Annotated in this window: 15 protein-coding genes and 1 tRNA gene; 14 read left to right on the forward strand and 2 right to left on the reverse strand. The window is 60.3% G+C overall.

Annotated elements, in window-relative coordinates:
- Positions 1-108: 108 nt before the first annotated feature.
- From H5P28_RS06925 to H5P28_RS06945, 5 genes are all read left to right on the forward strand, one after another.
- A complete protein-coding gene (locus tag H5P28_RS06925) occupies positions 109-1287 on the forward strand; it encodes a zinc-binding metallopeptidase family protein (RefSeq protein WP_185674977.1) in 1179 nt (392 codons plus the stop codon).
- Positions 1274-2254, forward strand: a complete 981-nt coding sequence (locus tag H5P28_RS06930; protein ID WP_185674978.1) for a glucosyl-3-phosphoglycerate synthase — start codon at positions 1274-1276, stop codon at positions 2252-2254. The genes H5P28_RS06925 and H5P28_RS06930 overlap by 14 nt, the downstream gene beginning before the upstream one ends.
- A gap of 153 nt (positions 2255-2407) precedes the next feature.
- On the forward strand, positions 2408-3076 hold the full coding sequence (locus H5P28_RS06935) for a hypothetical protein (RefSeq protein WP_185674979.1): 669 nt from the start codon (positions 2408-2410) through the stop codon (positions 3074-3076).
- Positions 3077-3158: 82 nt separating this feature from the next.
- Positions 3159-4613, forward strand: a complete 1455-nt coding sequence (locus H5P28_RS06940) for a glycosyltransferase family 4 protein (RefSeq protein WP_185674980.1) — start codon at positions 3159-3161, stop codon at positions 4611-4613.
- 165 nt (positions 4614-4778) lie between these two features.
- Positions 4779-5681: an HAD family hydrolase gene (locus H5P28_RS06945; RefSeq protein ID WP_185674981.1), complete on the forward strand. Its 903-nt coding sequence runs from the start codon at positions 4779-4781 to the stop codon at positions 5679-5681.
- A 487-nt stretch (positions 5682-6168) separates the two neighbouring features.
- Here H5P28_RS06945 and H5P28_RS06950 read toward each other — a convergent pair whose 3' ends face one another.
- Positions 6169-7494, reverse strand: coding sequence for a sulfatase family protein (locus H5P28_RS06950; protein ID WP_185674982.1), 1326 nt, complete (start codon positions 7492-7494; stop codon positions 6169-6171).
- A 259-nt stretch (positions 7495-7753) separates the two neighbouring features.
- On the opposite strand from H5P28_RS06950, the gene H5P28_RS06955 reads away from it, so the two are divergent.
- The 6 genes from H5P28_RS06955 to H5P28_RS06980 all read left to right on the forward strand — a co-directional run bounded on the left by H5P28_RS06955 (position 7754) and on the right by H5P28_RS06980 (position 19311).
- The gene (locus H5P28_RS06955; RefSeq protein WP_185674983.1) at positions 7754-9712 is read left to right on the forward strand and encodes an ABC-F family ATP-binding cassette domain-containing protein; all 1959 of its coding nucleotides are present in this window, start codon (positions 7754-7756) and stop codon (positions 9710-9712) included.
- 209 nt (positions 9713-9921) lie between these two features.
- Positions 9922-9995: transfer RNA gene (locus H5P28_RS06960), tRNA-Pro, on the forward strand.
- Between the two features lie 323 nt (positions 9996-10318).
- Complete coding sequence (locus H5P28_RS06965; RefSeq protein WP_185674984.1) at positions 10319-13636, forward strand: hypothetical protein; 3318 nt, start codon at positions 10319-10321, stop codon at positions 13634-13636.
- A gap of 26 nt (positions 13637-13662) precedes the next feature.
- Entirely contained in the window at positions 13663-14430 is a 768-nt protein-coding gene (locus H5P28_RS06970; protein ID WP_185674985.1) for a hypothetical protein, read from the forward strand.
- A 382-nt stretch (positions 14431-14812) separates the two neighbouring features.
- Positions 14813-16738 (forward strand): hypothetical protein, encoded by a 1926-nt coding sequence (locus H5P28_RS06975; RefSeq protein WP_185674986.1) that lies wholly within the window; start codon positions 14813-14815, stop codon positions 16736-16738.
- A 167-nt stretch (positions 16739-16905) separates the two neighbouring features.
- Positions 16906-19311, forward strand: coding sequence for a glycoside hydrolase family 78 protein (locus tag H5P28_RS06980; RefSeq protein ID WP_185674987.1), 2406 nt, complete (start codon positions 16906-16908; stop codon positions 19309-19311).
- Between the two features lie 145 nt (positions 19312-19456).
- On the opposite strand, the gene H5P28_RS06985 is transcribed toward H5P28_RS06980, so the two are convergent.
- Complete coding sequence (locus tag H5P28_RS06985) at positions 19457-20998, reverse strand: PEP-CTERM sorting domain-containing protein (protein WP_185674988.1); 1542 nt, start codon at positions 20996-20998, stop codon at positions 19457-19459.
- A gap of 370 nt (positions 20999-21368) precedes the next feature.
- Here H5P28_RS06985 and H5P28_RS06990 point away from each other — a divergent pair, with 370 nt between their 5' ends.
- The 3 genes from H5P28_RS06990 (at position 21369) to H5P28_RS07000 (ending at position 25536) form a co-directional block, all read left to right on the forward strand.
- Complete coding sequence (locus H5P28_RS06990) at positions 21369-21788, forward strand: Minf_1886 family protein (RefSeq protein ID WP_185674989.1); 420 nt, start codon at positions 21369-21371, stop codon at positions 21786-21788.
- 399 nt (positions 21789-22187) lie between these two features.
- Entirely contained in the window at positions 22188-22643 is a 456-nt protein-coding gene (gene msrB, locus H5P28_RS06995) for a peptide-methionine (R)-S-oxide reductase MsrB (RefSeq protein WP_185675257.1), read from the forward strand.
- Between the two features lie 322 nt (positions 22644-22965).
- Complete coding sequence (locus H5P28_RS07000) at positions 22966-25536, forward strand: M16 family metallopeptidase (RefSeq protein WP_185674990.1); 2571 nt, start codon at positions 22966-22968, stop codon at positions 25534-25536.
- Positions 25537-25655: the final 119 nt, after the last annotated feature.

Genomic DNA, 25655 nt, shown 5'->3' on the forward strand with positions numbered 1-25655 from the left:
GTACGCAAGATACATGCCTGTCTGCGCGTGCGCAAGAATTGAACGCCCCTGTCGGGGAAAAAACATTTGGCACAGGTGGAACCGGCATCTAGTTTGCTGTAAACCACTATGCCGCACGAAGCACTTACACCCATCCTTGACGCGCTGCCCGGCCATCGGCGCGGCTTGAAGGAAATGCGAGAAATTATCCTCGCCAACGCGGTCATGTTCGGGGAGATCCCCGCGCCCACCTTTGCCGAGAGCGACTGTGCGCGCTTCCTCATGGACCGGCTGACCGAGGGCGGCTGCCAGACGATCTCTACTGACGAGGTCGGCAACGCCGTGGGCATCGTCCCCGGCAGGAAGAGCGGCGGCAAGGCCATCCTTGTCTCCGCGCACATGGACACGCCCTTCGACAAGAGCGAAGACCACACCGTGACCGTTCTGCGTAACGGCATCAGCGGGGCCGGTGTGCTCGACAACGCGCTCGGCGTGGCCATCGTCGCCTCGTTGCCGATTATTTTTGAAAAGCTCGGGCTCACCTTCGAGCACGACATCCTGCTCATGGGCTCCAGCCGCAGCCTCGGTTCGGGAGACATCGAGGGGATGCGCTTCTTTTTAAACAACAACAAGCTGCCCATCGAGGCGGGCGTCATCGTCGAGGCCGCGACTCTCGGGCGACTCAGCTATACCTCGCTGGGAATGAGCCGGGGCGTGATCGACTGCCGTATCCCGCACGGGTATGACTTCAGCCGCTTCGGGGCGGGCGGAGCCATTGCCATCCTCAACCGCGTCATTTCCGGCATGCTCGCCATCCGTATCCCGCGCGAGCCCTTAACCCAGATCATTCTCGGCTCGGTGCGCGGGGGAACGACCTTTAATACCGTCGCCCGACGCGGCAATCTCCGCTACGAAATCCGCAGTGAAGGCAGCGACATGGTGGTGGACATCAACCGCCAGATCGACAGCCTGCTGGGCGAAATCCGCTCCTCCGCCGGCGTTACGCTCCAACACGACGAGGTGGCACGCCGCGAGCATGGCGGGCTCGCCTACACGCACCCGCTGGTGCAGTCCTGCCGCGAGATTATGGCCGCGCTCGACGTGGACCCCATTGTGGCTCCCTCCACCGGCGAACTGGCCGCGCTCATCGAGCGGGGCATCCCCGGCGTCACCCTGGGCATGACCTACGGCGAGAACCGCCACCTGCAGGACGAACTCGTCGCTATCGACCCGATCTTCACCGGACTGGCCCAGTTGCTGGCCGTCCTCCAAGCCATCGACAAAGGAATTTGCCATGACGAAACTTGAATCCTGGATTCAGCACAACACCTTTCACCACAGCCAGTTTTACGACCAGCTTGAACTGCTCAAGCAGAAGGAAAAAACCGGGCTGACGATTTCGCTGTGCATCCCCACGCTCAACGAGGAAGCCACCATCGGGAAGGAGATCGTGATCTTCCGCTCGGAGCTGATGGAGCGCTACCCGCTGGTGGACGAGATCGCCGTCATCGACTCGGGCTCGACCGACAAGACGCTCGAAGTCGCCGCCTCCTTTGGCGCGGACACGTACTTCGCCGGGGACATCCTGCCCTCGCAGGGCCACAAGCGCGGCAAGGGTGAGAACCTGTGGAAAGCCATTCACCAGCTCAAGGGCGACATCATCGTCTATGTCGATGCGGACATTAAAAACATCCACCCGCGCTTCTGCTACGGGCTGGTGGCCCCGCTGCTGTACCGCGAGGAGATCAAGTACGTCAAGGCCTTCTACGACCGCCCGCTGGCCTTCTCGCAAGGGGTGCGCCCCAGCGGCGGCGGCCGTGTGACGGAGATACTCGTGCGGCCGCTGTTCTCGCTTTTCTTCCCCGAGCTGACCGGGCTGGTGCAGCCGCTCTCGGGCGAATACGCCGTGCGCCGCGAAGTCCTGGAGCGCCTGCCGTTCCCCATCGGCTACGGGGTGGAGACCTCGCACATCCTCGACGTGTACCGCCAGTGGGGCCTGGAAGCCTTTGGCCAGACCGACCTCGACCAGCGCGTGCACCGCAACCAGGAAACGCTCTCGCTGGGAAAAATGTCCTTCGGCATCCTCCAGAGCTTCCTCGGCCGCCTCAAGAACATGGGCATGGAGGGCAACCTCCCCGCCATGACCAACGTGCTGCGCCAGTTCATCGCCAAGGACCAGCAGTACGAGCAAGTCTGCTATGACATTGTCGAGGAGGAACGCCCGCCCATGATCGACATCCCCGAGTACCGCGAAAAAATGGGCTACGACGGGTAGTTTTGTCGTTGTTTTTGAATACGGTCACAAAGAACACAAAGCAGACACGAAGCGCACAAAGAGAATGTTATGAAGGGGAATCTAAGGCTCATGCGGGTTTGCGCGGGATTGATTTTTGCACTGTCAATCAGCGCGTTTACTGCTGGCTCATGCTTGCGTGCCGACAACCTCCCGTTGAGCAGTATTCAAGGTCTTAATCAAAATGAGGTTATCCGGTTTTTAGTCGATTGGTCCGAGCGCTTTCCCGACCGTCAACTTTATTTGGTGGAGAAAATTCAGATTACACCTGGAGCTGTTAAGGCAATCAGTGCCATCTATAATTATCGGTGGGAAAATGGGTTCTACTCGGGGGAGCTATGTACAATCAATCTCGAGAAAACGAAATATGCAGGCGAACTCCTATCGGATCAAAGGCTCTATCATTTTAAAATATATGAATTCGATCTCGTGGGTAAAAGAGTGCGAATTGAAGCAGGAAATGGAACGCCTACTCATGAAGAGCTGGAGTTTATTCGGCAAAGCTTTCTGTCAGATAAGACTGTACGGTTTATTCTGGACAAAGAATCCGACGATACTTTGAGAGTTTCACCTCCATTTGCATTATTTCAGACGGAAAATGATGCGATCGATAATTGGAAGGCATGTGTAGAGACTCCCGTTCCTGTTTATGCTTTGACCGAATATGTTTCTTATATTTGTCGGGTCGATGATGGTTTTTACTTAATATCTTTGTTGGACAAATATTACAGTTGGCAGCTAGCCCTACGGGACAAAAACGGCTCGCCTGAATTTTTAGCACAAAGAAGAACTATATCGCCCTAAATGGTGGCTTGAAGCATCAATTACAACTTCGTGTTCTTCGTGTCTTCTTTGTGCTCTTTGTGACCGTATTCTGATTCCGCCCATGCGTGTAGCGATTATCCACTACCATTTAAAGCCCGGCGGGGTGACGCGCATCGTCGAGAGCGCGGCGGAGGCGCTGGCTGCGTACGGCGTTGATCTGTGCGCCATCTCCGGCGAACCGTACACCGGCGGCGCGGAGTTAAAAACCGGCGTTGTATCCGGTCTTGGATACACGACCGAAGAGTCCGAGTACATCGACCCGAAGTACCTTCTGCATGAGCTCAAGGCCGAGGCAAAAGAGTTGCTCGGAGGCGAACCGGACCTGTGGCACATCCATAACCATTCGCTGGGCAAGAACGCCGTTCTGCCGGATCTCGTCGGCCTGCTGGTGCGGGAAGGGGCGGCGGTGCTTTTGCAGGTCCATGATTTTGCCGAGGACGGGCGTCCGGGGAATTACCAACTGGTAGGGGAGGGTATTGCCGACTGGAAGAATCTTTACCCGTACGGGCCGCGTGTCCACACCGCCGTCCTCAACCGCCGTGACGAGTCCATTTTAAGCGGCGCGGGCATGCCCGCCGAGTGCCTCCACCTGCTTCCCAATCCGGTGTCCGTCCCTCATGGCGCGGTCGCCCGCCCCGGCAGCGAGCCGCCGAAGATCGCCGGGATGGAGCGGCTTTTTCTGTATCCCACCCGGGCCATTCGCCGCAAAAACATGGGCGAGTTCCTGTGCTGGGCCGCGCTGGCGCGGGAGGGCGAGACTTTCGCCACCACGCTGGCCCCGGCCAACCCGACCGCCCGCCCCGTGTACGAGCGTTGGGTGGCCCTTGCCAAGGAACTGGAATTGCCCGCCGTTTTCGAGTTGGCGCAGGCGGTCGATTTGTCGTTTCCCGAGGTGATGGCGGCGGCGGAGACAGTGGTCACGACAAGCGTGGCCGAGGGCTTCGGGATGGCGTTTCTGGAGCCGTTTCTTTTCGGGAAAACGCTTTGCGGGCGCGATCTGCCCGACATTACCGGGGATTTTTTCAAAGCAGGGGTCAGACTGAGCGGACTCTACGACCGGCTCGATGTGCCCCTGGAATGGATCGGCGGGGCAGGGGAACTGCGTGCGAAAATCGCCCCGTCGCTGGCCGCCAGTTACGCCGCCTACGGGCGTGAATGTGGCCCACGTGAAATCGCCGCTGCGCTCGCCGCCGCGGTGGACGGTGAGCGGGTTGATTTCGGGCGACTCGACGAGGATTTGCAGGCCCGCGCCATCCGGCACTTGCGTTCGTTATCCGACCCGGCCAGCGAGATCCTCCCGCCTGCGTTGGTGCGACAGGATGCCACCACTGCCGAGGCCAACCGCGCTGCCATCGCCGAGCATTTCAACCTGAAACAGTACGGCCAGCGCCTCGTTGGGATTTATGGAAAAATCCTGTCCGCCCCGGCTTCCGTCGCCGGGAGCGAATCGCTGGACCCGGCCCGCGTGCTTGACGCGTTTCTCGATCCGGCCCGTTTCTGCCTGCTGCGGACGTAGATGCGGCGTGCGTTTGCGAGTTTGAAGATTGCGAGTGTTACTTAGGGGTAGGAGGGCTAATCCTGGCCGGAATTGTTATCAGTTTCGGGCCTTTCTTCTAGGGAAGCTGCCCTGTTTGGGGATTTTTTACTTCATTCGTAAACACATTCGGCTATAACCGCTCCCATGTCCGTAAAGACCCCATTGCCGGAAATCTTCCGCCAACACTCCCCCGAGGGAATGAAACCCGAGCCGACCGGCGAGAAGCCCGTCCTGAAAAAGCTCCCGGGTATCCGCTCGGTGCTCTTTGATGTCTATGGCACGTTGTTTCAGTCCGGAGTCGGCGATATTTCGCTGGCCGAGGAAGACCGCGGCGCCAAGCGCGAGAAGCTGATCCGCGCCTCGATGAAGGACGCCGGCCTCCAGATGCTCGACCAGAAAACGCCCGTGGCGGAGCTTTTCCACGACACGATCCGCGCCGAGCAGGACATCCGTCGTGAGCAGGGAGTGGACTTCCCCGAAGTGGACATTCTCGGGGTTTGGGAAGATCTCATCGGCCAGCTCGAAGCCTACGAACTGATCCGGGGCCGCGCCAGCCGCGCCGCCCTGCGCACGGTTTCCGTGCTCTATGAGGCCAATGTCAACCCCGCCGCGCCCATGCCGGGCGCGGTTGAGGCCATCGAGGGCCTGCTGGACAAGCAGAAGAGCCTCGGCATCATTTCGAACGCCCAGTTCTACACGCCTCTGCTTTTTGAGGCGTTTCTGGAAGGTAGCCCGCACGATCTCGGCTTCGAGGAAATCCTCTGCATCTGGTCCTTCGAGCACACCGTGGCCAAGCCCTCGCCCAAGCTTTTCGAGGTGGCGGCAGAGCGACTGCAGGCGCTCGACGGCATTGCTCCGGGCGAGACGCTCTTCATCGGCAACGACATGCGCAACGACATCGCCCCGGCGGCCAAGCTCGGTTTCAAGACCGCGCTCTTCGCCGGTGACAAGCGCTCTCTGCGCCTGCGCAAGGACGACGAAAGCTGCAAGGGCGTGAAGCCCGACCTTGTCATCACCGAGCTGGAGCAACTGCTGGAGTGTGTCTGAGCCTCGCCTGTAGTGGCGGAGCATGACAGCTGCGAATGTTTTAGATACTAGCAAAGCCCGGTCGCTGCAAGTCAGCACCGGGCTTGGTCGTGCGGCCTGGGTGTGCCCCAAAGGATTTGGTTAAGGGTACAGTAGTGCGGTGTTAGCCAAGTTCTTAACAAATGTTAATGGCCACAAAAAGGCACAAGAAGCACAAAAAACTTTGTGGATACAGAGATCGCTCTGTGTCTTTGCGCCTCTGCGGTGAAAATATTTTTATCAGGAACTAAGCTAATGTGCGGTTACCGGAGTTTGCTGCATATTTTTTGGGGACTATGCGCCCCCAAGCCCCGCAGCAGGCATAGCCTGCACTTTCGATGCTGCCGCATCGCGTCAGGGATTGTTGCTTTTAGCTTGGCTAAAAGCAACAATCCCTGAGGAACATCCAAACTGGGTTGCACCCCAAAACTTATGCGAGGAACTTAGCTCGCAGCACACTAACGGGATACTAGGTCCGGATAAAGGGGCCGGCGGCGGGATCGACGGACTCGCGGGTGTTGATGACGGCCCCGGTAGGCTGGGCCAGCGGGCCGTTGAGAAGCGGATCGTCGGTGTCGTGCATCCAGTTTTCCAGCCGCTGGTTCATTTCCGTCAGGATGTCGGCACAGGCCGGGTCATGGGCGAGATTGCGGCTCTCGTTGGGGTCGAGGAGCAGGTCGTAGAGCTGGATTTCTTCGCGCGGGGTCTCGCCCCAGCCGGTTTTAAGCAGGAGCGCCTTGGAGGGGCTCTGGTCGATGTTCGAGAGCGGGCGGCGCAGGTCCTGATCGAAGAGGCGGATCAAGTTATAGCGCTGGGTGCGTACGGAGCGCATGGGCTCGCTGGCGGCGTGAAAACTGACTTCGCTGAAAAGGTCTTCGCGGATCTCGGGCGCGGAGCCTTCGAAAAGCGGGCGCATGCTGAAGCCCTCCAGGTGCTCAGGGGCGGGGAGCCCGAGCAGGTCGCAGACGGTCGGGTAAACATCCAAGTGCGAAACCAGCGCGTCCACCGCCTGGCCGGAGGCGGGGTTGCCGGGGTAGTCCATCATCAGGGTGACGCCCGTCCCGTGTGCGGTGAGGTTGCACTTCATACGGGGGAAGGCGATCCCGTGGTCCGTCGTGATGATGACGAGGCTGTTCTTGTCGAGGCCGTGTTGCCGGATCGCGTCGAGGACGCGCCCGATGCAGGTGTCTGAGTGCGCGACGGCGTGGCGGTACTCGGCCATGTCCTTGCGGATTTCCGGCGTGTCCGGTAACGGGTCGGGCGGTTTAACATAGGCCTCGGGCTCCAGTTCCGGGTCCACCGGGTCGAAAGGCCGATGCGGGAAAAACAGCCCGAAGGAAAGGAAAAAGGGTCGCTCGTGCTGCTGGTTTAGGAAATCGAGCGCGTGTTGCGTCCAACCCCGGTCGGTGGCGGCAAGGGTGTCGAGATTTTCCTCGTGGACAATTTCGTAGGGCATCTGCTCGGGGGCGCTGTGGAACTCGTGCTGGATGCCGCAGAGCGCGGTGAGGAAGCCCTGTCCCCGGAGGTAGGCGGCCAGGTGGTGTTCGGGGTGGGTGAACTTGAATCCCCGGTGTGCCAGGCCGAGCATGCCGGACTCGTGCGGGGTGACGCCGGTCAGCAACCCGGCGCGGCTGGGGGAGCAGGTCGGGCCACAGCAGTGGGCCTGCCGGAAAAGCGTCCCGTGGCGGGCGAAGGCCTGCAGGTTTGGCGTGGACACCTGATGCCCATAGGGCGAGATGTAGCGCCCCATGTCGTGGGTGTGGATGTAGATGACGTTGCGGATCGGGTGGGACATGACAGGGTCGAGTCTGAAGTCAAAAATAGCTCCTAGCCGCTAGCTGCGCGGGATCGGTGAAGTATGCGCGTTCTCGCCCGGTGGTGTCGAGTCATCTGTCGGTTAAAATGAACCGCGTTGTCGGGAAACTGATTTGCGCGGAAGCTTGGCAAGCGCGAGGGAGAGGGCAGCGAAGCACGCGCGGACGGGGAAGGAATCCACCCGCAGGGCGAGTTTAGGCTTTTCGCGGCGGGGTTTTCGGCATGGACTGTCGGGCTCCATGCTTCAGGTCTCACAGCTCAGCAAAGCCTTCGGTAGCCAGGTCCTGTTCGAGGACGTGACGTTCCGCATCAACCGCGAGCACCGCGTGGCCCTCGTGGGCCCCAACGGCGCGGGCAAGACCACGCTCTTTTCCATCCTTTTGGGCGGGACCGATCCGGACGGCGGGCTCGTCGATATCGAGCGCGGTGCCCGTATCGGCTACCTGCCTCAGGAGACCGCGCCCGAGGGCGAGGAAACGGTGATCGAGATTGCCGCCGGGGTCACCCCCGAGCACGCCCGTGTGCGCAAGATCATCGGCGACTGCGAGCGGGCGGGGGACACGACTTCCAGCCTCTACGCCGACGCCGTCGCCCGCTACACCGAGCTGGGCGGCTACCAGACCGAGCCCAAGGCCAAACGCATCCTGGCAGGCCTGTCCTTTCGCGATAGCGACTATGACCGCCCGGCCCGGTCCTTGAGCGGCGGGTGGGTCATGCGTGCGCACCTTGCCCGTTTGCTCGCCGCCGAGCCGGACCTGCTCATGCTCGACGAGCCGACCAACCACCTCGACCTGGAGTCGCTGGGCTGGTTTCAGAATTATTTAAAGAGCTATCCGGGGGCGATTTTCCTCATCTCGCACGACCGCGCCTTTCTCAACGCGCTGGTCGATCACGTGCTGGAAATCCGCCATCACCGCATCCACAGCTACCGCGGCAACTACGACGACTACGTCGAGGAAGCTGCCGCCCGCGACGCACAGCAACTGGCCGCCTACCGCAGCCAGCAAAACAAGATCGCGCAACTGGAACGCTTCATCGACCGCTTCGGGGCCAAGAACACGAAGGCCACGCAGGCCAAGTCGAAGCAGAAGCAGATCGACCGGATGGACCGGATCGAGGCTCCGCAGGAAAAGGCCCGCACGCTCAAGGTGAAATTCCCGCAACCCCCGGCCAGCGGTCAGCGCCTGATCAAGCTGGAGGACGTGCATTTCTCCTACGGGGAGCATCGGGTGTACCAAGGGATCGACTTTCAGGCCGAGCGCGGCGAGCGGATCGTGCTGGTCGGCCCCAATGGCGCGGGCAAGTCAACCCTGCTCAAACTTCTGGCCGGAGCGCTGATCCCGACCGCGGGCGAGCGCACGCTCGGCCACAACGCCAAGCCCGGCTATTTTTCCCAGAGCCGCCTCGACGTGCTCAACGCCGATAACACCGTGCTGGAGGAAGTCCAGAGCATCAACCGCGCGATCAACGAGACCGAGGCACGCACCGTGCTGGGTTCGTTCCTGTTTACGGGGGACTCGGTTTTCAAAAAAGTGGCTGTACTCTCCGGTGGTGAGAAATCCCGCCTCGCCCTGATCAAGCTCCTGCTCGACCCGCCGAATCTGCTGCTGATGGACGAGCCGACGACGCACCTCGACATCGCCAGTATCGACGCGCTCATTGCCGCGTTGGAGAACTATAACGGAACGCTCGTCTTCATCAGCCACGACGTTTACTTCATCCGTAAAATCGCCCGCAGCGTGCTCCACATCAGCGCGGGCGCGCTGACCGCCTACGCGGGCGACTACGATTATTACCTGTTCAAGTCCCGCAGCGAGGACGAGCGCGCCGCCCTCACCGCTGGGGAAAAGCTCAGCAACCAGCGCCCGGGCGAAGTCGTGAGAACTTCCGGGGAAAATGCCCCGGCGGAGAACTCGTCTTTCAAATCCCGCGAGCAGAAGCGGGCGGAGGCCCAGGCCCGCCAGCAACGGGCGAAAATCCGGGCTGAAGTCGATGGCCTCGAAGAGCGTATCTGTGGCCTGGAGGACCGCCAACGCGCCCTGACCGAACAGTTGGAAGATCCCGCCCTGTACGAGCGTGACAGTGCCAAGGTGATGCAGCTCAATCGCGACCTGCTCGCGCTCAACGACGAGTTGGAGCGCCTGAACGAGGAGTGGATGGAGGCTACAGAGCGGCTGGAGGCAATTTCGGAGTCCTAACCGTTGGATGCTTTATGGTATAGCCTCCGGTGCATGAAAAGTGGCCTTATGTATGAAATATAATCGTCGTGGCGTTCGTTTATGCACCTGTTCCTTCGCTCGCTAAGTCTGCGTGAGAAAGGGATTTGCTATATAAATTGACAAACTTGATAAAAAAACTTGCTTGTGGCTCAAGCATCGTCATTTTCAGTTCTTTCCCGATTTTTTGACGGGCTGTAGCGCAGTCTGGTAGCGCGCTTCGTTCGGGACGAAGAGGTCCAGGGTTCGAATCCCTGCAGCCCGATTTATTTTCAGGCCCGGTGGAATGCTGGGTCTTTATTCCTGCGAGGGGCTTAATCGTATTCCTTGCGGGCCGTTCACCGGGATATTCTCTCGCTTTTCAAGCCGTCGTTTCATCCGTTAATTCGCTTTCATGTTGACATGGATTCTGAGTTTATTTACAGGAGTAAATAAAGACGGGCATTAGGCCTGACTTCCACCCCTCATTGAGCTTATTTACAAACTGTATCCCCTGACATGCCCCATGTATCCCATCACGCCGAATGGCGAGACATGCCTCGCAGAAACACGCGCTGTGGTTTTGCGCTTATCATCTCGCTCACGTTGATGGCCTTCATTTTTCTGCTGCTTGTCAGTGTGGCCACGCTGACGAAAGTCGAAACGTCATCTGTCGCCATTACGCAAGTTCAGACGCAAGCCCGCCAGAATGCTCTTTTTGCGATGGAAATGGCTATGGCGGAGCTTCAACGCGCGGCGGGCCCCGACCAGCGTAGCACCGCCAGCGCGGCACTCGGTGAGGCCGACACGCAAAACGGTGGCAGCACGGCTCACCGGACCGTCCAGAACGGATTAACCGAGGCTCGCAACGGTGCTCGCCACTGGACCGGTGTTTGGGGGAACAAGGATGTCGGCGAACGCATTTATACGGCGACACCGGCTCCCATTTTACTCAACTGGCTGGTCAGCGGGAACGAAGGGGCGGCCTTTTCCGTTGCCGCACAAGGAAACGTCGTTTCGTCCGCCATCACCGCCGGCGACGGCTCGATTTTTGCTCCCGATAACGGCTCCATTCCGGCATCCCTCGATCTCGGCGCGCTTTCGGTTGACGAGGAGTGGGCGCTGCTGGTGGGGCCGGGCAGTGTCAGCGACGAACAGGACTATGTGGTCGCCCCTCAGGTTCATCTGGACGAGACCAACAGCTATGCCTGGTGGGTCGGAGACGAAGGTATCAAGGCTGATTTTGGCGCGTACAAGCCCTATGCCGGAACTGCGGTGGACAATACGACGCTGGATGGCCGGTATTGGCTCAGCCTCGCCCAGCGCAATGGAGTGGAGTTGATGACTGGCTTCGAAAATTACCCGCTCCTGCTGGATGAGGATAATATCGCGCAGGTGGAGAATGTCTTGCAGCGCGATCAGGTGCGCCTGTCCGTCCCCACTGTCAGTGAGCAGCAAATGAAAGCGCGTTTTCACGATCTGACGGCGTCCGCCTGGGGCGTTCTGGCAGACAACCGCAATGGCGGACTGCGGCGAGACCTCACCGGGCATCTTCATGGGGGCACCCTTACCGGCAAAGTGATTCCCACGCTCACCTACAGCGAGGACGCCGCCTTGCGCAACGAGATCAACTCCTTGAGCAACCCGCGCTGGGAGCAGTTGAAGTCTTTTTGGGACCAGGTTGCGTCGGTCGCCGAAACGGGCTATGTCGATGTGGGCTCGACCGTCGGTGATGCCAATGTTCACCATGTCACGCCCGTTCTGGTGCAGCTTCGCGTCCTGGTGCGCCTGAGGGTAGCTCCGGCAGCGAATGATACCGAACCCAGGCAGGTCTTTATGGGCGTGGCCCCCATTGTTGTATTGGGGAATCCCTACAATGTCCCGTTGCGTTCCGATGGGGTGGATTTCCGCTACCACCCGCGAGGTGGACGCAGTGAAATCTCCGAGGAGACTCAGATCGAGATGAGCCTGATCGGCCCGGGCGGTGTCATCGGAGCCCCCATGCGTTACCTCAAGCGCTATAACGATTCTCCCGCTGATCGGTCGCTGCTGGGCAATATCACCATGCGAACCGGTGCCTTTACAATCCAACCCGGAGAGCTTGCTGTATTTTCCCTGGGCGCGAACACCATTGCGGGCGGAAACGGCGTGGTTGTCGTGGGAATGCAGGAGGGAGTGGCCGGGCTGGACCCGGACTGCGCCATCGAACTGCCGATCGGCTATATCCAGCCCGGAGATTTTAACGACGAGACCGTTTCCACCAAGACCTGGGAAATAAAGACCGATCTGCCGAGCGGCAACTGGGGACGCTTCGCGTTCTCCATGTACCCGACTGGGCACGGTGATGCGGATGATCCGCTTGACGAACGGCCGCTTCAGAGAATTGAGCAGGTGGATTTGGAAGGCACGGCGACAGACCTGGTCTTTACCGCTCCAAAACTGGCCGATACCAGCGTGGCCGCGGCCACCGAAGAGGAGGCGTTCGCGAACTCTTATTTCCGTCCGTACTTCGCCCGGACGCACCATCTGGTCATGCCGGGTGCGCAGCAGGGGCGGCAGCGCATTTATGCCAACTACAATCTGCGGGCCCAACTGTGGCGACGCCCGTTGCGTGATGACCGGGCCAATGCCATCCAGTCCAATCCCTTGATTAATATCCAGTATCCCGCTGCACTGGGTGACGCCGCCATCGCGTTTTTCGGGGCGGACCTCCCGCCGCGCTGGGGCCGGGATATCGACAGCTCCGGGACTGACAAGGTCGTGTTGTTTGACATGATTCAGGCCGACGACAGCGACTCGCCTCTACTCTCCATGGCCGATTTCAGCCATGCCAACCTGACCTTTATCCTGAATGCCTCACTGCCCTTGCTGGGACAGAGTGCCGCCAATATTCGTAACATGTCAGTCGGGGAACAGGGCGGTTACAGTGTCGGCAACTCATGGGCAAATCCCTACCTCTCACCGCAGTACACGGCCGCGGGCTCTTCCTATACGATGTCGGATGGGACGAGGCTTTGGGAGAGTTCGCAGGATACCTCATATTTGCTGAATTGCGCGCTGTTTGACGGGTACTTCTTCTCGACTGTCCCCCAGTCAGAGGGGGCTGTCCTGCCGGACTATCTTCCCAACGGGCGGCTCCAGCCCTTGACGGAGGACATGAGCCTCCTGCAGGACCCCGACGAAGTCGCGGCCCATATGATGATCCGCGGAGCTTTTAACGTAAACTCCGTTTCTGTGCAGGCCTGGAAAGCTGTACTGGCTGCGACACGACTGGGCCTGGACGAAAGCCCGTACGCACGCTCGCTTTATCAGCCCGGCGGAACGAATGGCAATGACGGGGATCTGGAGGATATTTACTCGGGCTATCGCAGCCTGAGTGACGAGCAGATTGCGGCCCTGGCCGAGGTCATGGTCAGCGAAGTCCGTCAACGCGGCCCTTTTACCTCGTTGGCCCATTTCCTCAACCGCTCGCTGCAGGGGAACGGTGCGCTTATTCAAAAAGGCGCAATCCAAAGTGCGCTCGACCGCGCCACTGTCGATGGGGTTGCCCTCAACGATCCCGCGCGCTTTGACGAAAACAACACCCCGACCACCGCCGACTCGGCCGCCTATCCGAATGTGAACGCGGCGCTGGGCGCGCAGGCGGCCGGGGCGCCAGGCTGGTTAACGCAGGCCGACCTGCTAAAAGTGCTCGGCCCGATCCTCAGCGCCCGTTCCGACACCTTCACGATCCGGGCCTACGGTGAAGTCCGAAATCCTCTTACGGGCGCTGTTGAGGCCGCCCAATGGTGCGAAGCGCTTGTGCAGCGCACCCCGGTTCCGGTCAATCCATCGACTGCCAACGCCAACGAGCCGGCTGATAAAAACGATCTCGGACGGCGTTTCAAGATTGTTGCCTTCCGATGGCTGGATGCTGATTCCGTCTGAGCCGCTTACCCTGATTCTGACCCTCCATGCGATCAATCTTCTCTATGCTTTTTACTCACCCTTCGGCACGTTTGGTCAGCGCGCTCACGCTTGTTGCCATGATGTCGTTGACATATTCCTGCCTTGGGGAGGGGACACCACCGCAAGGCCAGGTGAGTGTAAAATACTCCGTGCTCTTTTTTGGCCCGGACGCGGTTCGACTGGCCTGCCAGTCCTCCGATGGAGATTGGTCAATTATCGAAGCCCCTCCATTCGAGAGGTCCACGTTTTACACCTACAAGGGGCCTCCGCAGATCGCGTTTTACTCCCCCGCGATCATGGACGGAGCTGGCACCCAAACTCCAGAGCCGCCGTTGGCTAATGTCCGGCTGCCTGATGGGATTCGGCAGGTCCTGTTACTCCTTTTTCCGGCGGCTAACGGTGGCTATCACGCCCTTGCCATTAACGATGATGAGGCCGGCTTTCCTGCCGGACAAGCCCGTGTCTTCAACGCCACATCAAGACCGTTGGCGGTTCGTGCCGCGGGCAAGCCCGTATTGTTGGCACCGGGGCAGCAGACGTTTCTCAGCGGTAACGGCACAAACATTATCCTCCAGGTAGCCGAAGAGGAGGGCGGGGAGTGGAGATTGAGCAAAAGCTCTCTTTTCGGGCTGAAGGCCAGAACCCGGCGCAGCATCTTTCTTGTCGATAGTTCCGCCTCCAGGTTTCAGATCAATACGCTCGGCGGCGCTGCCACCGAAAGCCGCACTCTGCAGTTGCTTTCGTTCGTTAATGACAGGGCATCCGGCAGCTAGGAGTATTCACGCCACTTCGCCTATTTCTGGAAATATTATTTGACAACCAGACACCTTCAATTACTCGTGTAAATTAAATAAGCCATAGAATCGGCGTACAGGTCGAACATGTTGCAAAGATGGACGGTATTTGTGTATCAGTCTGTTGTGTCGCTCTACGCGGCTTGATGTGAGCAGATGCGCCCCCTATAAGTCACCCTCAACAATATACCCACCGATGTTATCCATTGTCCGTTATCAGCCCGACTGAAGTCTAAAATGGCGGCAACAGGATGAATTGCTGCCTCCAGCGGAATACGGCGAGTACCCCGCCGATGTATAGAGATGTGCTCAACACCTGCAGCCAATCAATCTGGCATGCTTCTACCAAACTATTATCATTATGCGTATTCGATTTTCACTACAGATTGTTTTGTGCGCGGTCTTCGCTGCCGCGTGTGACTCCTCGACACGGGGTTCTTCCGCGCCGGTCCCGACTGAACCTGCGACGGTTCAGGCTTCAGCCGCCGACGGCATGAGCGTCCCATACACCGGGGTTGACACGGCGGGCACCTACTTCCTGCGTGCCCGTGAATTCCGCCAGGCTGGGTGGAATTTCAATGCCTTCCGCGATGCGATTGACGAGCTCGGGGTGGACTTCCTGGTAGACCACCACCTGGCCGTGCCTTCCGGAGCCGGGTCTAAAGCCGCCAACCTGGCCCGATTCGAGGCGGAGGTGCGTAGTCTTTCGGAGTATATCAATGCGACAGGCTTGCAGTATATCTGGAACGTGGAGGAGGCAAACTTCATCGCCCGCAAGGAGTATGAACCCGGAAAGAACTTCTACGAGCCCGAGCCGGGTACGCATTACGTCCGGCTCCCGTCCGAGTTGATTGCGCCGCTGCGTAAAGACGTGGACATGCGCTATGTCTGCTATGACGAGCAGGAGCACATGATCATGACCCGTAACTTTCTTATCCGCCTGCCCGGACGCGACGACACGCCCCCCTCGATGGTGGAAACGGCGGACATGACGCTGGAGCAGAGCTACGCCGCGCTTTATGAGAAGCTGTCCGAACTGCGCGCGTACTATGACGAGCAGGGACTGACCCCGACGGTGGAAATGGTCTGGCCTGACCTGCACCATCTTTTCGCGCGCGCCGGCTGGACAGTTACCCCCAAGCTGATGAAGGAAAGCTGGAACTCGATTGTCATCCCGATGGGGTTGGGCGCGGCAGTCCAGTACGCCGGGAGGGGCGCGGACCTGTGGTTCAACCCTGACCTGTGGTTTACGGGCAACTACCCCGGTCACAGCGTGGCCGAGCTGCAAAGCTCGCTGTGGACGGCGCACTGGATGGGCGCAACGCGCGTCTACGTCGAAAATCTCGACTACGTGCACTTGCAGAAGACTGAGCACAACGCGGAGAAGGCGATGAAGCAGGGGCTTTCAACGGAACGTGTGCAGGGCCGTCACCACCCGGACGCCGATGGTGTCTTCGGCTCGCTGGTCACCTATAACGATGGAGAAAAGTATGAGCTGACTGCCTACGGGCAAACACTCAGCGACTATGCCTGCGACTACCGCTACGAGCATCCGCGACCTTTCACCTGGCGGGATGCCCGCTGCGATGTGGCTATCGTCCGCTTCCCGGACTCGTGCTGGGGGCAGACGCGCACCCGGAATTTCCCGGACACGCTGCTGGGCAGCAAGATCAGCCACTCCTCGCCTGAGACGGAGGCCTGGTTCGGCATCTGGAACGTCCTCAGCAACGGTGTCATCCCGACGACCGGCATGTCCTTTTTTATCCGGGAATCCGCGCTTCAGGGGCCGCGCTTTTTCAGCCCGATGGCGTCGGTGTTGGTATTCGACCACCGGGTGGGCGACGAACATCCGGGTTTTGATTTCCGCGGGGCCAAGGCGGTGTTCCTGACCGGCGTCACCGTCACCGAAGCCACTTCCCGTGAGCTCGCCCGCTTCGTCGAAAAGGGTGGCATCTGCATTGCCCTGCCCGGCCTGGTGGATGAGGGGCTGCGGGCGAAGTTTGAGGCGGCGGGAAAAGCCGTTTACGACCAGCGATCCGGAAAGGGGCGCTGGCTGGTTACGCGCGATTTTACGGTGCCTGAAGTGCGTGAGGCGGTGAAGCCCTGGCTGCCCGCCGATGATGAGATGCGCTACCAGTTTGGCGAGCACCGCGTGATCGTACGCGGCCTGAACAAGGAACAGGTTCAAGTCGAGGTGGATGGTCAGGTTGTGGCCGCACCGGAACGGATTTTGACCAGAAAGATTGTCTGGAAGGACAGAACTCTCTCAGAGGTGGAAGGCTCGTGACCGTTTCCACTGTAGCCTCAGCAAGGCAAAAGCGATGGGCGATTTTGTAGACAACAGGGGTGAGATCAAAGATGGCGGTTTCGAGGCGGCCTTCTTTTTATTGCCCGTAGCGGTTGCCGAATAACCAATAAAGCCCAGTCAACCAACTCCGTCTGTTGACGTTATTGATGAAAAAGAACTTTGCCTGTTCCTCCTCAGTGTTTGCTGTCTGCGTTTTCCTGTTGGGCTTTGCGTGGGTCATCCCGTACGCCCAAGCTGAACGAACGTCGCCGGACGGCGTGTTCACGGTGGGTGATGCTTCGCTCTGGATCGGCCACCCCGAGCGCGGAGCAGCCGAGATGGTGTCTCTTCCAGCGGTTTATCTGCGCAAGCCCTTCGAAGTCACCGGGGAGGTGAAAAAGGCCACCCTGCACATCACGGCGCGGGGCCTGTTTGAAGCTTATCTCAACGGTGAGCGTACTGATGAGGACTGGCTCGTGCCGGGGTGGACGGACTTCAGCCAGCGGCAGCAGGTGCTCAGTTACGAGGTGACGGATTTACTGCGCGAGGGGCAGAACGTGCTCGGCGTGATCCTTGCGGATGGCTGGTATGCGGGCATCGGTTTCTTTTTCCGCGAAGAGCGCATCTACCAGGAAGAGCCCGCGCTGCGCCTGCGCCTGGAGATAGAGCTGGCCGACGGATCGACACAGCTTGTGAACAGTGACGAGAGCTGGCAGGCTGCCACCGGCCCGGTGCTTTCCGCCGATCTCTTTGACGGCGAGCGTTACGACGCGCGCCTGGAAATGCCTGGTTGGGCGGCTCCCGGTTTCGAGGCCGGGGGCTGGGGAAGTGTCGCCGTGCGCGATGATTACCCGGAGGCGCAGATCGTTTACGAGAGCAAGCGCATGCCGCCGGTGCGTCCGACCGCTCAGGTGGCGGCGAAGTCCGTCACTCGAGGTCCCGGCGGGGAGTGGATTTTCGACCTTGGACAAAACATGGTCGGCGTGGCCGAGTTAAAGGCGACAGGCCGCTCCGGGCAGGCAGTGACCCTGCGTTTCGCGGAGATGCTCAATTCCGACGGTTCGCTTTACACAGAGAACCTTCGCAAGGCCGCCGCGACCGACACCTACATCTTCGGCCAGGAGGGGGAGTCCCGATGGGCTCCGCGCTTCACCTACCACGGCTTTCGCTACGTGGCGGTGGAGGGGCTGGAGTCCGACGAACCTCCCGCACTGGACACGGTGACAGGCATTGTGCTGGGTAACGCCCTGCGCCCGACCGGACACTTCCGCACATCGGACGAGCGGCTGAACCGGCTTCAGGAGAACATCGTCTGGAGCCAGCGGGGCAACTTCCTGGAAGTCCCCACCGACTGCCCGCAGCGCGACGAGCGGCTGGGCTGGACCGGTGATGCCCAGGTCTTTGCCCGCACGGCGACCTTCAACTACGACGTGAGCGCGTTTTTCAATAAGTGGATGGCCGACATGCGCGATGCGCGCAATCCCGAGGGGGCCTTTATTGATGTCGTGCCGGGCGACCCGCGTGTGCAGACCGGCAGCTCGCCGGGGTGGGCGGACGCCGGTGTGATCGTTCCGTGGGTCATGTATGAGCGCTACGGCGACAAGCAGATACTTGCGGATAACTACCGGGCGATGAAAGAATGGGTGGACTGGCTGGAAGCCCAGTGTGCTCCACGCGGTCTCCTCTGGAACGAGACCGGCTACGGCGACTGGCTGGCGCTGGACAAGGAAAACCCGAAGCGGGCCAGCGATACCAACACCCCCCGCTCGCTTGTCGGTACGGCCTATTTCGCACACTCGGCGGATTTGCTCTCGCAGGTGGCCGACGTGCTCGGACATCCGACGGATGCCGCACATTACCGTGACCTGTTCGAGCGTGTCCGGGCTGCCTTTCAAAAGGCCTATATCAGCAGCGACGGGCGCATCCGTGGCGACACGCAGACGGTTTATCTGCTGGCGCTCGGTTTTGGTCTCGTGCCGGATTCCTTGCGAGCAAAGGCGGTCGATCATCTGGTGGAAGACCTGGAAAAACGGGGCTGGCGGCTTTCAACCGGATTTATCGGCACGGCTCTGCTTATGCCGGTGCTGGACCAGGTGGGGCGCAACGATGTCGCTTTCAAACTCCTGCAACAGGACGCCTATCCGGGCTGGCTCTACCCGGTCAGCCTCGGAGCCACCACCATGTGGGAGCGCTGGAACAGTTGGACGCCCGAGGCGGGCTTCGGGCCGCCGCACATGAACTCTTTTAACCACTACGCCTACGGGGCGGTAGGCGAGTGGATGTACGCCGTGCTTGGTGGCATCCGTCCCCTGAGCCCCGGCTTTGGCCGCGTAATGATCGCGCCCACCCCCGGCGGCGGTGTCACCTGGGTCGAGTGCTCGCTGGAGAGTCCGCACGGTCTCATTTCCTCTGACTGGAAAATCGACGACGGGTATTTTTCCCTGAAAGCGATACTTCCGCCCGGCGTAGGCGGCGAGGTTGTGCTGCCCAACGGCGAAAAGCATTCGGTGGGCGAGGGGGCGCACCGGTACCGGATCGCGTGGCCAGCGGCTGCAGAGGACTTAGCGCGCTAGCATTAGGGCCTGTTTTCAGGGAGTGGTGGCAAACGCTGTTCCCGGGCTGGTTCCTTTTGGTAGTAAAAAAATGCCGATTGCCCTCTAGAGGCAATCGGCACGTCATGCGTATAGCTCCGAATCGCAGTCTGGCCGCGAAGCGTGCTCAGCTTTGGCGGCGACGGCGGATGACCGCGAGGCCGAGCGCACCGATGGCGGCGATCAAGGCGTAGGTGGCGGGCTCGGGAACGTTGAGCAGTTCGGCCTGGAGGACGTTGTAGATGTTCCCGTCGAAGGTATCGGTCCCAACGCTCAAGCCGAAGGTGTAGCCTGCGTAGGCCCCCGTGCCCTGGACAGTCACGTTTTCTCCGACGGTGATGCTGCCTTCGGCGTAGATCAGATTGAGGATTTCACCGACTTCGGTAAAGGCGAACCCGGCATAAGGGGCGATTTCAACGGTGGCTCCGTCCTGGATGTCAACGTCACCCGAGTAAAAGAGCTGGTCGTACTGGCCGACGGTGGGATTTTCAAACGTCCCGGTTGCTTCGGCCAGCCCCTCGACTTCAAATTCCACCGTAGCGCCGTCCTGAACGGTGAGGTTGCCGTCGTTGTAGGTAGCGCCCGGCGAAAAGCCCGGCGCGAAGATGGAACCAGCACCCAGCGTGGTGTTGCCGATGATGGAGATGGAACCGCGCAAGATGCCGCCGTTGCTGACGGTGAGGTCGCCCGCGAGTGAGCCTTCGCCGGTCATGGTCGCGCCTTCACCGACTTCGGCTGAGCCGCTGCCGCCGTCCATCGTCAGCAGAGCGTTGTTCATGAACTGGAAAACCGTGCTGCCACTGCCGCCGGTGACGGTGAGCGAGGTCATGCTCGAGTCCTTGCTGGCCACGGCGGTGACTTTCTCGCCGGGGGTGCTGGCGCTGTAGCTTTCATTGCCGCCGGTTTCGGGGATGACTTCCACCGTGTCGTTACCGGTTTTGTTAAAGCTGGATGCCTCCCCGTTGACCATGATGTCGCTGAGCTGGATCATCGGCGACTGGCCGTACCAGATGCTCTGGCCGATGGTGATGATGAGGCCGTCATCGGCCGCGCCAGCGGCTCCGTAAGCGGATGCCCAGTCACTCCAGTTCGAGTCCTGATAGACGGGGTCTCCCTGGTATTGAGCCGCACCGGTCAGGGTGTCAGGGGCGTCGGCGAAGCCGCCGCTGGCGATGACGAGATCTTGGATATCGGCCCAATCAACCGTACCGGTCGGTCCGGCCCAGTTGGCAGTGGCTTCATTGACGCGATACTGGTAGCTGGCATTGCCGGGCTTGTAGCCGGTATCGGTGCGGCTGTAGGTGCGCGGGGAGAGAATGGCGTAGCCGCCCTGACCGTCGGTGACGACGATGTTGAAGTACAGGTTGTCGTCGCTGGCGCCGGTATTCAGCATCGTCCAGTCGAGGGAGGTGAGGGCAGTGCCGACGGTCGTGCCGTTGAACTCCGCGGTCGAGAGGAAGGCCTTCATCCCGGTGCGGTTGTCCCAGGCGGCGGAACCGCTGCCGCCCTTGTCCCAGTGGTAGTTATCGTTGGCGCCGATAATCGCGGTGACGGTGCCGGAGTCATCGACGTCGATGATGGCGTCGTGAACACCCCAGAGATTAAAGGTTGCTGCGTAACTGGAGAGAGTCGCACACGCAGCCAGTGATAGGAGGATTATTTTTTTCATAGGCTATAGCAGCTTGAGCAGGTTTCTGTTGGGTAAAGCATGCCGGAGTCTTTATCCGGTGCTGGAGGTGGGTAATAATTCTTCAATCTATACAGATTTATTCCAGTATCGGAGTGGGGATTTTATCCCTATTAAAAATAGAGAAGCAATCGTTTACTTAGAGGTAAAGAACCTATTTATTGGGCGTTTTTAGCCTATTTTTCGGAACATTCACTCAAGCACACTTGGTTTTAGTGGTAAATACGAACCCGTGATCATAAATATATCGTGCGAGAGCGATTCGGGAGTTCATCAACTGCACTTGATTCCGGGCCGGGATTTGCTACATTGAGAGGATGTGTTCTTGAACGAACGCAGTGTTTTAACGTTTATGAGTGAACATAAAGATTTCGGCGAAGTGGTGGAGCTAATCATCAAAGAAGATGGCCGGTTCGACAAGGGGGCGTATTATTTCGTGCGCCAGGGGCTCGACCACACCCTGCGCAACCTCGACAACGAACCCGGCGGTCACCCCCGGCATGTTTCCGGCCAGGAGCTGCTGGAAGGTATTCGCGACTACGCCCACAACCAATACGGCCCCATGGCGTACAGCCTGCTTGACCACTGGGGTATCCGTCGGTGCGACGACTTCGGCGAGATCGTCTTCAATCTCGTGGAGTACGGCGTGCTCGGCAAAACCGAGAACGACAAGAAAGAGGATTTTTCAGGCGGCTACGATTTTCGAGAGGCATTCCTCAAGCCCTACCTGCCCAAAAACTCCAAGGGCGAACTCCACCCCGAGCAGAGTTAACCGGGCTTGGGTGGACAGCTCCGGCGTCAGCCAGAGAGCTTGCCCGCCCCTATATTTCCTCTCCGTGATCGGGGAGGAAATTGGCCTAACGACTGCGTTTCCGGCCACGCCCGCGTTGGGAACAAAACCGCATCCAGGCGGGACGTAAGGTTTCCGCCCCTGAGGCGACAGACTTTTATCATTATGCGAAAATTCATTTGGCCCCTGATTGTTTTGGCGGTGGCGGCCTGGCTGACCTACGGGAAGGTCAGCGGCACCGGCGGTGGTTGCTTCTTTGGCAGTTGCCCGACGAGTATTTATCCCTCTTCAGCCAGCGAGCCCGCGGCAAACACCGCGACGACCGCATCCGCCAAGGTTCCCTCCTCGGGCACACTCTCACCCTCAACCGATACTTCTTCCATGAGCCATACATCCGACCTGCGCGAAAAACTGACTCCGACCCAGTACGCCGTGGCCTGCGAAGGCGGCACCGAGCCGCCGTTCCGCAACGCCTATTGGGACAACAAGAAGCCGGGCCTCTACGTCGATGTCATTTCGGGCAAGCCGCTCTTTGCCTCGACGGACAAATTCGACTCAGGCACGGGCTGGCCGAGCTTTACCCGCCCGGTGGACGGGTCTGAAATCGTCGAGGTGAGCGATACGTCTCATGGGATGGTTCGCACTGAGGTCCGCTCGAAGACGGGCGATGCCCACCTCGGGCATGTCTTCCCGGATGGACCGGGGCCTGACGGCCTGCGCTACTGCATCAACAGCGCCTCCCTGCGCTTCATCCCCGTGGCCGACCTCGAAAAAGAGGGCTACGGCGAATACGCCAAGCTTTTCCAGGGCGCAGTGTCCGTCCCGGAAAAGAAGTAAGCGGTTACCCGTGCATTTTTGCCTCGCCGGCGTCGGCGGGACATCCCGTGTGTCGAACAGGTTAATCTCGGATAAATGAGATTTGTCTTGTTTGCCTGTGGCGAAAATATCCGTGTAGTGATACATATTGACTGACGGAAGGCGGGCATCACTGCCACTTGCCGATGCCAGCCTGCCGTCAGGTAAGTTACCACTCTAGGACCGCCGGGTTTAAAGGAACCCGGCGGTTTTTGTTTGATTGGCGGCAGCGGCTGGCAGAAGGTTGCCGATTGCCGCGAAGACGGTCTCTTTTTCTTTGCCCGATTTTTTACCACTGATAGCCATGAGCGCACCCGCCCGAACGATTTCCTCCGACCAGACCTTGCTGAACGATTTGTTCCGCGACCCTGTGCACCGCCGCACTCTGCCCAACGGCCTGACCGTGGTTTCACGGCAGGATTTCTCGGCGGAACTGGTTTCGGTCCAGCTCTGGGTAAAGACTGGCAGCATCCACGAGGGCGACTGGACCGGGGCGGGGCTTTCGCACTTTCTGGAGCATATGCTTTTCAAGGGCACGCCGACGCGCGGCCCGCTCGACATCAGCCGCGAGGTTCACGCCATCGGCGGCGGCATCAACGCCTACACCTCGTTCGACCGCACGGTTTACTATATCGACGCCCCCTCCGAGCAGGCCGAAGTCGCTTTTGACATCCTGGCGGACATGGGGCTGCGCGCGACCATCCCCGACGCGGAGTTTACCTCCGAGCGCGACGTCATCCTGCGCGAGATCGACATGGGCCTCGACGATCCCGACCGCGAGCTCTTTCAAGCCTTCGCGCAGACCGCCTTCCGGCAGCACCCGTATCGCTTCCCGGTCATCGGGCTGCGGCCGCTCTTCGAGCAGGTGACCCGCGAGGGGCTTTACGGCTATTATAAAAGCCGCTACCAGCCCGGCAACATGGTGCTCGTGGTGGTCGGCGCGCTCGAAGATGCCCAGGTGGACGAGTTGGCCGAAAAGTACTTCGGCGATGCGCTGCCCGGTCTGAGCCCCTGCCCGGTGGTGGCCGCAGAGTCGCCCCAACTGGCCAGCCGCACGGAGCGCCTGAGCGGAGACTACAATATCGTGCGCGGCATGGCCGGGTACAAAATCCCCGGACTGGCGGACCCGGCGGCCCCGGCGTTGGACATGCTGGCCTCGCTCCTGGGTAACGGCAAAAGCTCGCTGCTGTGGCAAGTGCTGCGCGAAGACAAGCGCCTCGTCCAGCACATCGACGCCAGTTGCTGGAATCCCGGCGGGCAAGGGCTGCTCTGGATATCCTACCTGTGCGATCCCGGACGGCGTGAGCAGGTCGAGTCCGAGATCCGGCGGGTGATGGCCCGCGATGTTTTCAGTGCCATCACAAAGGAGAATCTCGCCAAGGCCGTGCGCCAGGCGCTGGTGGGTGAGGTCAATGGGCGCAAAACCATGTCCGGGCAGGCTTCCCGGCTCGGGGTGGCCGAGACCGTGCTGGGTGAACTCGACTACCCGCGCCTGTACTTCACGCGTCTGGCGGCCCTGACCCCGGACGACCTGAAAGCCGCTGCCCGTCGCTACCTGAACGAGTCCGGCCTGACCGAAGTCACCCTGGAGCCGAAAGCCACTTCCTCCGCCGCCGGAAAGGAAACCGCCCGTACCCGCGAGGTGCCGGACTTTTCCGAAACGACGTTGCCCAACGGCGCGCGCCTGCTCGTGCAGGCCGATCCATCTTTCCCCAAGGTCCACCTGCGCCTGGCCCTGCTGGGCGGTCCCGCGCTCGACCCGGCGGAAGCGCCCGGTGCGGGTGGCGTGCTGGCCTCGCTCCTGACCCGTGACACCGAGCGCCGGGGTGCGGGCGAGATTGCCGCCGAGGTGGATCGCGTGGGCGGCGTTTTCAGCGAGTTTATCGGCAATAACACCTTCGGGCTCTCGGTTGAGGTGCTGCCGGCGGATTTCCCGCTGGCGGTCTCCTTGCTGGGAGACGCCCTGCTGTCTCTGCGCCCAACGGGCGAGTCGTTCGAAATCGAGCGCGAGGGGCAGCTCTCTTCACTGCTGGAGGATGAGGATGAAATCCTCGACTACGGACGCCGTCGCCTGCGCCGCCGCTTCTACGGGAAGCACGGCTTTGCCAACGACTATCTGGGCACTCGCGAAGGTTTGGAAAAGCTCACGCTGGCCCAGGTCGAAACCCTGCGCGGACAACTCGTGCGCGGTCCGAATGTCGTCCTCGCCGTCTCGGGGGCAGTGGACGAGTCCGCCGTCAAGGCCGCACTGGAGCCGGTTCTCTCGCGTCTGAGTGCCGAGCCCGCACCCGTCCCGGCAGCGCTTCCGTCCGACCCCGTCGAGACGGGAACCTTTGTCGAACGGCTGCCCCGCGAGCAGGCGGTCGTGCTGGAGGCCTACCCGGACGCGGGGGTGAGGGACGAGGATTTCCGCACCGGCGAGGTGCTCGATGAGCTGCTCAGCGGCATGTCCAGCCGACTCTTTGAAACCGTCCGCGAAAAGGCTGGTCTGGCCTATTACGTTGGGGCCTGCCGTACGCCGGGGCTGGATGGCGGGATGTTCACGCTCTACGCCGGGACCCATCCGGGCGCGGTTTCGGCCGTTTTGGCCGAGTACGATCGCGAAATCGAGCGCCTGCGCTCAGGCGGTGTGACCGAGGAGGAACTCTCTGCCTGCCGCACCCGCCTGAAGGTACAGAAGCGCCAGGGCTTGCAGGCCATCGGCGCCCGCGCCATGCAGGCCGCGCTCAATGCCCTCTACGGCCAGCCCATCAATAATACCCGCGAGTATCCGGCACGCATCGACGCGGTCACGGCGGAGGCGGTCACCGACTTTGCCCGACGCTACCTGGCTCCGGAACGGCGGTTGCGGCTGACGGTTGAACCCCGGAAATAGCCTTTCCGTCGTAACCCGCTTTGTGGACGGATGCGGGGTATGTTTTACTCTTATTTCATGATGGAATAATTCCATCTATTTTGCGGATGCGGGATTTTCAAACTCGACCGGATTGAGGG

It is taken from the genome of Ruficoccus amylovorans (assembly GCF_014230085.1).
GTDB lineage: Bacteria > Verrucomicrobiota > Verrucomicrobiia > Opitutales > Cerasicoccaceae > Ruficoccus > Ruficoccus amylovorans.